A 12767-nucleotide genomic window follows, 5' to 3' on the forward strand; every position below is an offset into this window, starting at 1 on the left:
CGACGATCACTAGATCAGCAGCTCAACGCATCACTCATGCAGTGATCCTTCGTGGATTTGTCACAGGCCGCGGCCTGGGCCATGCGCGGGCGCTGCCCGCAGCGCCTGGCCCTCGGGGGCCGGTAGGGCAGGGCCGGCGCGGACCGGTGGCGGGAACGCGGGCATCGCCGTTGCGCTACTTATCCGGACGGCTGTTGCACGGATCCGGTCAACGAGTGGCATCGCCCGGCCCGTTGCTGGGCGCCGCAGCCGGCACCAGGTGCAGCGGGAGCGGCCCACTGCATCGCCAACCCCCGTATGTCGCCAAGGGCGCGATGCGGCGGTACCAGCCAGCCCCCGGGCCGTCAGGCGCGTCGGTGTCAGTGCCGACGGCTAGGCTCGGAGCCGCTTGGGGGAGGTTGTATGACGTACGCACTGGGACCAGAGGTCCCGCTCGGTCCGTTCGAGGGCGCCGCCGTCACCGTGTGGTCGGCGCAGGGCAGGCAGGCGAGGCTGCATGCCAAGCGCTCGTGCTCCTATCTGCGGACCGCCCGCGTCACCCAGCGGGAGGTAGGGCTGGACGCCTCGGTGGTCGGCCGGCTGTGTCCCTCGTGCGGGGCGTACGGCTCCTGGGCGCGGCCCGGGACGGGCCTGAGCATTTTTCTGGGCGCGGTGACCGGCCTGGGCCTGCTGTACGAACTGGACCGCTATGTCAAGGCGGACGAGGACACCTGCAGCGACGAGGAGGTGGCGCACGCGGCATCCGTGCTCTGCCGGCCTCCTTCCGGCAGCGGGGACGGTCTCGCGGCCGAAGACAGCGCGGAGGCCGCCGAGGACGAGGCCTTCGAAGCGCTGCAGGAGGCCCGGCACGTGCGCAAGATTGTGTTCGCCGAATGGGGTGGCGCGCTGGCCAGCCTGAACCGCGTGCACCAGGTCCTGGAGCTGTTTCCGTGGCTGCGGCCCTGGGCCGAACCGAGAGTCCAGCGCAAGATCGACTATCTGGAGCGGCTGCGCGCCCAGGCCGCGCGCCTGGTCCTGCGGGAGTCGCTGGTGGGGGCGGCAGCGGTATCGCTTCAGCAGACACCGGCCCTCCCGGCCGGTGACCCGGTCTTCGCCCCGCTGGGCACCGCCCCCCAGCAGGCGGAGCAGTTGACGTCCCTGTGGCGGCGGTGGCGCGGCCGCGTCGCGGACAGCTGGGACCCTCCTCGGGAGCAGCACTATCTCGTCCACCATTTGGTGAGCGGGATGAGCAGTCGGCGCAAGGGGCGGGAGCAGCTGCTGGAGCGGGCCCAGATACTGCTGGCCGAGTGGGAGCAGGCCGCGCGGTCGGCCGCGCCCGGGGACCAGGGTGAACGCGTTCTGGTCGCGCGCGTTCCGGACACGGTGCGGCCCGCGGGCAAAGCACGCGAGTCGTTTCCGGACCGGCTGAGTGAGTGGGAGCAGGGCGTGCTCGCCTCCTACATGATCACCACGGCCGGTTCGCCGCCCGCGCAGCCGGCCGTCACGGTGCGCGTACCAGAGCCGGTGGCCACCCGCCTGTTGTCGCAGCAGTCCGTGCTTTCCTACGCCGAGCAGCGTCCGGAGCCGTCCCCGGCTGCGGTCGCCGTGCGGTCCCAGGCCGACGACAGCGGGCTGGGACCTGGAGTATTCGACGACACCCCGGTCAGCCACCGACGCCTGCTCACCGCGGAGCATCTGCGGGCCCTGCGCAGCACGGTGCGGGATGCGGAGCAGCTGTATGTGGTGCTCGGCCTCGAGACCGGCGTGGAGGTGGTGGCGCTGAGCATGCTGGAACAGCGTTGCGCCGCGGGCTGGCAGGGCATCCTCCTCGCCGGCGCCAGTGACCTGCCCGGCGCGCTGATCGAGCCCCGCCAGCAGGCGGTGTCCGAGGAGGCGGCGGAGGGCAGCAGCGTGTGGGCTTCCCCGGTGTATGACCCGCGCGACCCAGCGTTCGGCCGCAGTCTGAGCATGGCGGAGGGCGAGAGAGTCCTGGTGCGGCTGTGTGAGGGGCGCCGGGACGTCGGCCACGCGCTGCGGTCGCTGGCGCTGGCCCGCTCCGTGCCGGACCTGCGCGATCTCGGGGACGGCGGGTATGACGACCGGGGAGTGGCGCGCAGCCCCTTCGCGCCCGCGGTGTGGAACGGCCTGCTGGCGATGGAGCAACTGGATCTGGAGCCGTTCGAGCCCGCAGCGGACAGCGACGGGCGCGGTTCGGGTTTGCCGCTGGGGATGCTGGCCCGCGTGCAGGCGTACACCACGGACGCGGCCGGCCGCTATCAGGGCCGGGCCCACTCCCCCGGCTGTGCGCACCGGCGTGCGCAGCCCGGTGTGGATCGCCACGACGAGATGGTCACCGTTGAGGAGCTGCTGGGCAACAAGGGTTTTGACCCGTGCAGCAAGTGCGGCGGGTATGCCGTGCGCCGCCTTACCGCCGCGCAGGTCGCCTATTACCGGGCCGCGCATCAGCTGCACGATTGCGCACAGCGCGTCCGTGCCACGGTCTGGCACCGGTCGGCGGGCGACGGTTCCGCCACGGTCACGGCGCTGGAGGAGTTCGACGATTTGGATGCACGGACCGCCCAGGCCTGCTTCCCCGACCATTCGCAGGCTCGTCAGTGGCGACGGGCCGTGGACCGGCTGCGTCGTGAACTGCAGGGGTCCTCGGCCGAGTAGCGGTCGAAGGGCATTCTCACGTGAGGGGCGGCGCGCTGTGCGTGCGGATCAGCCTGAACACGACCGGTCGGCAGGCAGGGAAGGTCGTTCCCATCCTCTGCCTTCCTCGCGACAGGGGGAGCAGGTGCGTGCGCAGGCCCTGAGCGATGATGATCGGCATGAGTGAACAGTGGGCCGGCGTGGTGGGCGCGGTGGCAGGCGGAGTGCTAGCCGGCGTGCCAGCGCTGTTGGGCGCCTGGTGGAGTCGCCGAAGTCAGCGGGAGCAAATTCGGGGCCAGCAGGTTCTTATGGCGGGCCAGCTGCAGTCGGCTCAACTGCTGCAGGTCATGGAGCCGCGACGGCGGGTCTACGGTGACTTCATCGCCACGGTGCACCACGTGCGCACCAAACTGTTTGAGGCGTGGCGCAGCGGGCCTGGAGACGGTCACGGCCGTTTGCTCCTCGTCCTGGAGGATGAGGAGCTCAGCGAGCGGCTGGAGCGTGTGCGGGCGCAGGTGGCGTTGGAGGGTCCCGAGGCGGTCGTCGAGGCGGCCGAGAGCGTCATGGATCTGCTCTCCGCCACGCACGCTCGCATCGCTTCCCTCGTGGAGAGCGGCATCCTGGACGAGTTCGCCGCTGCAGGCGAAGAGATCCCTCTTCCGCCGGAAGTGGTGGAGCTGAAGCAGCGCTTGGACCGCATGATCACAGCAGCCCGGGAGGCTCTGGCCCAGTACGGGGCGGCTGCTTTGCTGTCGTCTGAACACCGTTAGCGAAGTGAAGTCCCGGTGCCCGCGGCGTAGGCGGTGCGGTCTCTGCCGTTGGGGCTGCTGTCGAAGCCGGTGAGCATGGTGGGTCGGCTGTTGCTAGCGCGTTGCGTCGAGAAGGTCGAGAACGGCGAGGCTGATCGGGCGGGGGGTCATGAGGGGGTTGTCGTGTAGCACAGCGTCGCTGTTGGCGAGAGGGGCCAAGGCTGTTGCGACGGCAGCGGGCAGATGGGTAGCGGTGGCGAGAACGCCGGCGAGAAGAAGCTGCTGGTGAGCTCCGACACTGGGAGCGGGACTCACGGTCCGGCCCTGCAGGCGCCAGGCGGGGAAGTCGGCCTCGGGGATGCCGGGACAGATCACGGCTGCGATGACGGCTTCTTCGGCTTCGGGATCCCGGCGGAGACGGTGAACAGCGGCCTCAAGAAGGTTGCGCCCGCCGGCGGTGAAGCCGCAGCGCTGCAGCCGGTCTGCGAGTCTGCAGATGAGGTGGGGCACGTGGGCTGGCGGGGCGAGGCCGACGGACACCTCGATCGCCTCGGGCCAGCTCCACATCGAGCGCCGTTCGTTGGCGAGGTGCTGGTGTAGCTGGCGGAAGAGGCTGTGGGCGTAAGGGTCGTCCGGGAGCAGGCGGGCCAGGGCGATACGACGCCATCCCGTGATGGCTGCTTCGATGTCTTCGTCAGCCAGCAGGCGCGGTCCGGACGGAGTGTCGCGGGTCAGCTCCTTCCTCAGCGCCGTCCTGAGCCTGTCGGACAGGTGCTGCCTGCCCCACAGGTGCAGGATCGGCCAGGCATCGTTTGCGGGAACGGCCTGGACTGCCAGGGGCAGCAGTTGCGGGTCGGTCGGATTGCTGTCTGCGTACCAGGTGAAGACTCGCGGATCGCGCAAGAGTTCGGGGTCGTTGTCCACGGCCTCGGTCAGGGCGCGGTGGAGGTGGGGATGGCGGGAGGCCACGGGCGCCAGACGGGACCACACCTTGGCGAACCCCCGCTTGCGGCCGCGCACCCGCCCGGCCAGGCGCTCTGGCAGTTTGCCGTCGCAGTGGTGCTGCAGCGGTGCCCAGTGAGTGGCGATCAGGTCAGCCAGCTGAGGATCGTGGTCGGCTAGCGGATCGTCGAATTCGGCCGCGGCCGGGCTGCCGTCGCGTTCGACGGCGTCGGCGAGGGAAGTGAGATCACCCAGCAGGAGCGCAATCACCCAGGCGGTGCGGCGGCGATCGTCACCGGTGTCGAGGTCGTAGGAGACAAGCTCCTGCCGGCACTCGGCCTGCAGCCGCTGCAGGGCCTGTTGCCGGCGTGTGAGGTGGGTCGTGGTGGCGTGGGACGGCCGCGCTGTCTCGGCATCGGGCACCGGGGCGGGGGTGGGGGCAAGCGCGCGGGCCAGCGCCGTCGCTGCGGCTCGCCGCACCGGACCGGAGGTGTCATGGCGCCAGTCCTGCAGCAGGTCGGCCACCACTGCCGCGTCGATGCCGCGCCGGGTGAGTTGCTGGGCAATCAAGACACGCAAGGCGGGGTCGAGGGGGGAGAGCAGCGCCGTCGCTTCGGTGACAATCTGGGCAGCGTCCGGGCCGGACAGCGGACCGTAGCCGAGGAGCACCGCGCCGGCCTCGGGCGCGGACCCCGTTAGGCACTGCCGGGCATAGGCCAGGACCTCGGGAACTTCGGGCCATGCGCCGATGATCCAGCCGCGGGCTGTACCGAAGTCCTCGGCCGGTACCGCGTCGAGGCACAGGCGGGCAAGACCGTGCGCGGTGTGGCGCTTCAGGACGTCTGCGGCCTGGTCGGGCTGGACAGGCGACGGCTTGCCGCGGGCGGCGTCCTTGCAGTTGATCCACAGGCGGGCGAGGGCGGAGATCGCGTGAGGGAGGTGTCGCCGAGGGCGCTGGCCGATCAGCTGGATGAGGCGTTCCATGCCGTCCGCCGGCCCCAGCAGGTCCGCGACGAGGTCGGCGAAGGTTACGGCTTCATCCGCGGGGGCGTTGATCTTGCGCAGCAGGGCGTCGCGGGCGGTCGGGTCGGTGCTGTAGTGGTCGATCAGGGCATGGGCCGCTGCCGCTGTGCCGAAGGCGGCGTCGAGGCCAGTGATCAGGAGGTCACGGACCTGGCTGGTAGTGGCGAGGCGCACCAGATGGGACAGCTCGCCTGTTATGTGGGTGGTGTCGGTCTCCCGTAACAGTCGGGTCTGCGCGGCGTTGCGGATGGCGGGCTCGCGCGCCCAGGTGTCCGGTGCAAGCTCCAGGCTGTAGGGCAGGTACTCGTCGGAGCCGATCATGTCGGCTGCCCACTGGATGACGTGCGGGTCCTGCGGGAAGGCGGTGAGCAGGACCCACCAGGCAAGGCTGCGGGAGCCCGGCGCGCCGGGTCTGCCGGGCGTGCCCGACAGGACAGCGAGGCAGAAGTCCCGCACGGTGGTGTCGTCCTGTGCTGCTTCGCTGACCAGTTCCGCGGTCTTCTGGTCCCAGGAGTCTCGCCAGCTGTCGTGCTCGAGCAGGCTCAGCAGCCACTGGCGGTCGCTGTCGTCGAAAGCGGGCTCGGTGGTGGAGGCGGTTTCGCGCTGCATGACGCGGTACGCGTGCAGCGCCACGGAACGGATGCCGGTCGTCCCCTGGCGCCTGCCCCAGGAGATGAGGTCGGCCGTTGTGGGGTGTTGGGGCCATCCGGTGACCAGTGCTTCGAGCGCGGCAGCCTGGATACGGGCGTCGCTGCCTTCGCGGGCCAGACGGCCCAGCGTGTGTGCCGAGTGGTCGGTGCCGTCGAAGCGCTCGGCGAGGGCCTGGGCCGCGGCGTGCCTGATCTGGTCGGAGGGGTTGCGCAGCGCCCGCAGCAGGATGGTTTCTGCTGCAGGTGCGGCGATGTCCGTATGGCGCAGGGACCAGTAAGCATCGGGTGCGTCGGTGACTTGTGTGGTCTTGCGGGTGAACCAGGGCAGCAGGATGCGGCGTGCTGTTGTCTCGGCCAGGGCGCCGGTGAGGGAGGCGAGCAGCCGGCCCCGGTGGGGCAACCAGGGGTGGTCCTCGATGCGGTCGCAGAGCAACTGGGCGAAGCGGGCGACATCCCGGGGCGGCATGCGGATGCCGGCCGCCAGGGCATCTGCGGCCAGTTCGTAGCCGCCCATCTGCGACACGGAGGCATCCGGGCCCGTGGTGATGGCGGCCTCCAGCAGGTCGGTGACCTCGTTCGGGCGTCCCTGTCCGGCCAGCAGTGCCAGCAGTACGTCCCGCCACGCGCGGCTGTCCGCCCGGGTGCGGACGATGTCTTTCTGCTCGGCCAGGGGCTGGGCCACCAGATGTTCGGCGGCCAGTTGCTCGGCGACGGCGCGGTGGGCGAAGCCGAGGGTTGCGGCGCCTTGCGGAATGAGGACGCCGAGCTCGCCTTCGGCCGTTTCCATGATCTGGGACGCCAGGCGGCGGGCGGTCTGCTCGTCGTAGCCGAAGAGGGTGTCGTCCTGCAGTGCTCGGATCAGTGTTTCGCGCCACTGGCGTGTGCTGGCCACCGGCCCCGCATCGGCCTGGCGCAGCGCATAGGCGGCGGCTGCCAGGACCTGGCGGATCTCCCGGGCGTCCAGTTCTCTGTGGGGCAGGCGTATGTCACGCCGGCGGATGGCAGGATGCTGTTCCAGCAGCACGTCGACCAGCCGGCGGTAGGCTTCCATCCGTCGCGTGGGCAGAGGGCCGCTCGACCACATCCCGGCCAGCATCAGCAAGAACAGCGGCACGGTGGCGAGTGCCCGCAGATCGGCTACGGCATCGAGCTCCTGCCGGAAACGGGCGGCTGTCTCGCCCGCCAGGTGCGTCTCGTCCCGGTCCGGTGCCTGCACGGCTTGCAGGCGGGCGGTGAAGGCGGCCTGCGCCATGTGCTGCTGCTGGTCGGCCGACAGCGGTGCCAGGTGTCCCACCCGCCAGCCCGCCACCGGCACCAGCCGGCGCAGCGCGTAGGGGCGGCTGGAGACGACGGCCGCGACTTTCCGGCTGCGGACGAAGTTCTCCAGCAGGGTCAGCGCGGGCCGGGCGCTGTCCTCGTCGGTCCATTCGTCCAGGCCGTCGACGACCAGCAGCAGGCGGTCGTCGGCCAGGGCCCGGGCGACAAGCTGGTGCAGGTGCTGGGCGGAGTAACGGGTGAGCCATGCCCGGGCGGCGGATTCGATCGACCGCTCGGTGTTCTCCTTCAGGTGCTCACACAGGAAGGAAAACGGCATCCACACCGGCAGGTGCGCGCCGAACCGCGCGGCCAGGGCGGCGGAGCTGGGCGCCTCGTCGAGCAGGTCGGCCACCACGAACCGCAGCAGGCTCGACTTGCCCGCCCCCGGTCCCCCGGCAACCACCGACAGATCACCGCCGGCCAGCCATGCATCGCAGGCCGTGCGGGCAACGTCCGAACCACCCAGGTCGTCCTGGACCCGGTGGAGCTGGAGTGTGCGGTCCACCGGCGGCACACCGTCCAGCTCGCGCCAGGACGGCTGCCCTTCCCTGCGGTCCGTCGCCGGCGCGGTGTCCTCGTCTGTCCCGTCGGAATCGGGGGCAGGGCCGCCGTGTGCACGCTCCCGCCTGCTGCCGGTGCCCGCCCGGTGGTCGCTCAGCACGTCGCTGCCGCCGTCGGTGACGTCCAGGGTGACAAACGCCAAAGGCGCGGGCGGCTGCGTGGCCGCAGCCGGGCTCAGCAGCACCGCTCCGGTGTCCTGCAGAGCGAAGGCCGTCCGGTACAGGCCGCGCAGACCGGCGCGCAGCCGGGCCACATCCTGGCCGGGCAGACGCCCCGCCAGGGCCTGCGCGGCTTCCGGGCCGCAGAACGCCTCCACCCAGGGCCGCCCGAAGAAGTCATCGACCGTCTCGGGCAGCCGCCGCAGCCGCTCACTGATCGCTTCGCGTCCCCAGGCCACCAGCCGGATCCCCAAGTCCTCCAGCCGGTCCGCCTGCCGGTTGACTTCCTCGGCGAGCTCCGTGGGCCGCAGATCGTGCGTCGTGGCGTAGATAAAGGACTCCGAGCGCCCCGCCCAGGAACCGGCCAGGAACTTGTCGACCGCAGCGGTGATCCTCGCGGGGGTCAGCGTCTTGACGTGCTTGGACTGCAGGGTCGCATAGCGTCGGGCCGAATCCTTCGGCGCGTCCGGTTCCCGGGCCAGGCGGACCACCAGGTCGATGCCCTCCTGCCCCTGCCCCGCAGTGCCGTACAGCCCGGCATATTCGGCCAGGCCGTCACGCTCGGCAAGCCGCAGAAGCAGCCGCTCCACGTCCGACCAGGACAGCTCGCCCAGCGGCAGGTACTCGGCCTTCGTGACCACTGGCGGGGCCACAGCGCCGGACGGCGGGACCCGCAGGCGCGTGGGCACCTCCCCCGACGACCGTCTCACCCCGCCCCTCTTCTCCCCCACAGCGCCCATCCTCGCACGCGCCCTCCACACGGAGCACGAGGAGGACACCGGCCTTGCCCGCGTGCACGATTCACGTTGGTTTCACCGTGCTTCCGCGCAACACAGGCGACCCGCCTGCACGTTGGCGCGCAGGCTGCCAGGCACTCACCGGAAACCGCACCCCTGGCCGCCTCGCCCGTTGCCCCGGACCGAAGGCACCATGGCCGCCCACCAGCCGACAGGCGGGCGGCCATGGTGGTCTGCCCACGCTGCGGCCGAACGTGGTTATCGCAATCGGCTCCCACTCCCGTGCGCCGCGAATGAGCCTTGTTCCAAGGATTCGGGACTTGCGCTCCCCGCATCCCCTCACTCATGACCGCGCCGCCTGCCCGGCCCCACCGCCTTCCTCGGCCGTCTGGCGGCGCGCTGGCCTTCTCCTCAGCGGCGGAAGCCTCGCCGCGGGTCACGGGCCGCACTGTTGTCGAAGGGCTCGAACCAGTTGTCCAGGCGGAGGTCGCCCATTCCGAGCCGCTGGTTCGCCGGGCTGTCGGGATCTTCGATGCCGGTCAGGGACTTGTTGAAGAGCATCAAAACGTCGTGGTCCTGGAAGAGGAGCGCAGAACAGCTGTCCCAGGTGTAGTCGTCCTCGTGCTGGGGCAATGAGTGGTGCTGATCGTCTGCGGGCCGGTCCCGAAGGTAGGTGGGGGCGTCCTCGATGGCCAGGTGCAGAGCCATCTCCTCGGCCGTGCAGGTGGGGTCGGGCCACCAGCCCTTGGCCAGGTCATCCGCGAGGTCGTCGAAGGCCCGGGCCATGCGCCGACGCCAGCGGTGGTCGGCGATGTAGGTCAGCGGGGGAAGGCGGTCGAAGACTTCCCAGCCGGTGGACTGGGCATCCGGCAGGTACTGATCTCCCAGCCGCTCGGCGTCGTCAAAGGCCTGGTCGGCCAGGATGGACAGCGCCGTGCTCAGCAGGTCCGCGGTACGCGGAGTCAGCTGCCATCCGCAGGCGGGGCAGTCCTCGTCCGGTTCGCCGGCGCAAGTGCACTCCTGCAGCGGGAACAGCGCCGCGTAGTTCGGGGTTCGTGCCTCGGCTGCGGGGCGGCTGCGTGCGTAGTGCAGGCGCCATCCGTGATGGAACCGGATCGTGATCGGGGAGGCACTCCAGTCGGCGAGTTCGTCACCGTCGTCCGGACTGAGAAGTTCGGCGACGCTCTGGTCCTCCAGGGTCTGGGCGCCGGGGAGGTCGATGTCGTCGGTGAGTGTCATGACCGCGCCGACGAGGTCGCCTGGGTCGTCGTCTGCGAGTTCCGAGGCCGGCAGGGGCTCCCATCCGCGGTCCATGGCGGCCCGGAGCACGGCGTCCTCGTCGGTGATGTGGAACTCGTGCAGGCGGGCGATCCGCACCGTCTTACCCGGCAGGTCGTTAAGGCGCGGATGGCCGGCTGCCACGGACGACACGTCCGCTATCTCCGCTTCGCTGCCGGAGCCGGAATTGTCCGGCTGGACGATTTCGTACAGGGTTCCGGGGCTGATCGGCCAGATACCGGTCGCCGCGTGCGTGACGGCCTGGCGCAGCGAGCCAGCAGGGGCGTCGGGCATCACGGTGGTCAACACGCGCAGCTCGTCTTCGACACACGCGATGTCGCGCCTGGCCAGGACACGACGCAGGATGTCGACGGCCTCGTAGGCGTGATCGGGTTTCTTGCAGGTCAAGACGGCGGTCAGCGAGCGCGGCCCATGGTCGTGATCGAGCAGTGCCATCACTCGGCTTTTGCTTTGGGTGTGCTCGCACAGGAAGTCGACGGCCCGGGCAGTGCGGGGCGATGCAGTCATGGCGAAGTCTCCACAGGACGTGTGCAGCGCACAGCCTCAACCGTGGCGTGTGCGCAGGCAGAAAGAGGCGCTCCGCTGGTGGACGCGGTACAAGCGCATCCCCGGACGGCACGAGGGAAGGTGATGGAGCCGACTGGTGCCACCGTTGCGGACGGCGGCCCGGATCTGACTGGTCACCACCGTACCCCGTCTGCCCCGCTCCGCTGCTCTGTTCGGGCAGAAGCGCACACCCGGCTCAGCAGCCGCCGGTACCTCGCAGGCCCGAGCCGGGCGCACCCCTTGCGATCATGCGGGCCAGGCTGTGCCCGCCGCCAGGATCCTCTCCCCCGTCGGGAACAGCCCTCGGCCCGACGCGCACGGGCCGGTCCGTCGACGTCGTCAAGCGGTGCCGCACCGTACGTCATCAGGCGCGAGCTACGTGTTGGGGGTGTGGAGCCGGGCGGCCAGGTCCACGGACAGTCCGGCCTTGCGCAGCGGGGCGGTGGCATTGATGACGTCACTGAGCGCGGCGTGGACGACCTGCAGCTGCGCCGTCGTCCGCTCGGTGTCCGGCAGTGGCTCGATAGTACTGCCGTGCAGGCGCACCGCCTTGTGGTGGAACAGGCCGAGTTCACGGGCGAGTGCCAGTACGGACAGCCGCGGGTCAGTGGTGACGAAGTAGCGGCCCAGGGCGTAGAGGAAGCATTCGCCGGCGATGGGGCACATCTCGTCGCGGTCCCAGACCTTGGCGACCTGGAACTGGTGGGGACTCATGTGCTGCAGGGCCGTGGTGTGCGGCATGCCGTCCTCGCCGGTGTCCTTCACCAGGTCCCAGAGCTGCAGGCCCAGATCGGCCGGTGAGCGGCGCGGGTGGTTCACGGCAGGCCGCCCCCGTCCTGCTCTTCGTCCATCAGACGGATGAGGGCTTCGTCCACGTCGGTCCGGCCGGTGGTCACCGCTTGTTCGCACCAGTCGCACACCGCACGCACCTTCCCCAGGCTTTCCAGGACCGCCGCGTGGTGCTCGGTGGTGAGCAGTTCCTCCTGGATCGCGATGACGGCGTTCTGCATGCCGACACAGAAGCTGGTGCACTGGCCCAGGATCCGCAGGACCGCGGTGGGGGTCTTCCGGTGCTCCACCGTAGATCCGGGCAGCGGGTCCTCGGACCGAGGTGCAGGTACGGAGCCTTCCGGCGGGTCCTGCCTGCCCCTTTCTGCCTCGAGCCTGAGATGTACGTCTCGCTGGGCGTCCCGGACTGTCTGCCGGAAAGCCGGGTTTTCCATGGCCTTGCCGATCACCTCGGTGCGCTCGGCAAGCTGCTGCAGCGCCTCCGCCGCCTCCTCTGTGACCCTCAGCAGCCGCTTGGCCTGCCCGATCCGCTCCCCGGGGGTGTGCGGGGTGTGCGGCATCGAGTCACGCGCCCGCAGTCCGGCGTCATGGGTCCAGTGGCCGCGGCCGGCCGGGTCGAGTTCGTCGGAGGGTTCCTCACGGATCAGGCTGAACCGGTCCGGTACCGCCGCCAGCGCGCGGTGAACGCTCCATGGGACATCCGCGCGGCGCTGCTCCGTCGGCCAGGCCCTCGCCACGGTTCGGTATTTCCTCAAGCTGCTGTGGCTTGAGCGAATCTGTGCGGCGAACAGGGTAAGGAGGTCTGTGACTTCTCCGTGGCCGATGGGGCCGGCGTCGATGATTTCGTTGAGGAGGTCGCCGAGCTCGAAGTTGCTGGCGCTCTTGGAGCGCATGATGCGCCGCCCCCGTTTGACGTACTCCTGCCACTGCTCATGGGTGTAGCTCCGGGGGACTTCCAACTTGCTCACGTCGGGCTCCGTATCGTGCGGGCCCGGATCTACCCCCACGCCCCAGGCGGCGATCTGCCGCGTGTCGGCAGTCCTGGCAGTTCCTTCCTTTCGGTCAGCATCCCGCTGTTTATGACACGGCGCCAGTCTCGTCGCCTTGCTGTGTGCTCCGTGCGGGCCATCGGAAAGTGACGCTGTGCAGCTTCCACCCCATAGCCACTCGCGAGGTCTCAAGGAGGACGTCGGAGTGTTGCTGCAGAAGTTGTCTGCGGGGCAGGTTGTCGCTCGTCCTTGCTCCGTGGACTTATGGCCCGTTAGCGTTGCTCTCTTCGGACGGCGACGGCCCCCGGAGTCTCAAAGGCGACTGCCCCGATGCATTCCGAGGTTATGAACGAGCCCGCCGACGGCGTCTTCTCTC

The 12767-nt window shown here is 70.2% G+C and carries 6 protein-coding genes; 2 read left to right on the forward strand and 4 right to left on the reverse strand.

Annotated elements, in window-relative coordinates:
* Positions 1 to 402 precede the first annotated feature (402 nt).
* Together IE242_RS37055 and IE242_RS37060 are read left to right on the forward strand one after the other, a co-directional pair.
* The gene (locus IE242_RS37055; protein WP_189867455.1) at positions 403 to 2652 is read left to right on the forward strand and encodes a hypothetical protein; all 2250 of its coding nucleotides are present in this window, start codon (positions 403 to 405) and stop codon (positions 2650 to 2652) included.
* A gap of 158 nt (positions 2653 to 2810) precedes the next feature.
* Complete coding sequence (locus tag IE242_RS37060; RefSeq protein WP_189867458.1) at positions 2811 to 3401, forward strand: hypothetical protein; 591 nt, start codon at positions 2811 to 2813, stop codon at positions 3399 to 3401.
* Positions 3402 to 3494: 93 nt separating this feature from the next.
* On the opposite strand, the gene IE242_RS37065 is transcribed toward IE242_RS37060, so the two are convergent.
* From IE242_RS37065 to IE242_RS37080, 4 genes are all read right to left on the reverse strand, one after another.
* Positions 3495 to 8672: an NACHT domain-containing protein gene (locus IE242_RS37065; RefSeq protein ID WP_189867460.1), complete on the reverse strand. Its 5178-nt coding sequence runs from the start codon at positions 8670 to 8672 to the stop codon at positions 3495 to 3497.
* A 507-nt stretch (positions 8673 to 9179) separates the two neighbouring features.
* On the reverse strand, positions 9180 to 10574 hold the full coding sequence (locus IE242_RS37070) for a hypothetical protein (RefSeq protein WP_189867462.1): 1395 nt from the start codon (positions 10572 to 10574) through the stop codon (positions 9180 to 9182).
* A gap of 414 nt (positions 10575 to 10988) precedes the next feature.
* Positions 10989 to 11432, reverse strand: coding sequence for a hypothetical protein (locus tag IE242_RS37075; protein WP_189867464.1), 444 nt, complete (start codon positions 11430 to 11432; stop codon positions 10989 to 10991).
* Positions 11429 to 12409 carry a DUF6192 family protein gene (locus tag IE242_RS37080; RefSeq protein ID WP_189867466.1) on the reverse strand — a complete coding sequence of 327 codons (981 nt, stop codon included), beginning with the start codon at positions 12407 to 12409 and terminating at the stop codon, positions 11429 to 11431. The genes IE242_RS37075 and IE242_RS37080 overlap by 4 nt, the downstream gene beginning before the upstream one ends.
* Positions 12410 to 12767 lie beyond the last annotated feature (358 nt).

The organism is Streptomyces poonensis, assembly GCF_014650915.1.
In the GTDB taxonomy this organism is placed as follows: domain Bacteria; phylum Actinomycetota; class Actinomycetes; order Streptomycetales; family Streptomycetaceae; genus Streptomyces; species Streptomyces poonensis.

Coding starts and splice junctions, on each gene's coding strand:
- IE242_RS37060 (WP_189867458.1), top strand. CDS start 2,811: ATGAGTGAACAGTGGGCCGGCGTGGTGGGCGCGGTGGCAGGCGGAGTG.
- IE242_RS37055 (WP_189867455.1), top strand. CDS start 403: ATGACGTACGCACTGGGACCAGAGGTCCCGCTCGGTCCGTTCGAGGGC.
- IE242_RS37070 (WP_189867462.1), bottom strand. CDS start 10,574: ATGACTGCATCGCCCCGCACTGCCCGGGCCGTCGACTTCCTGTGCGAG.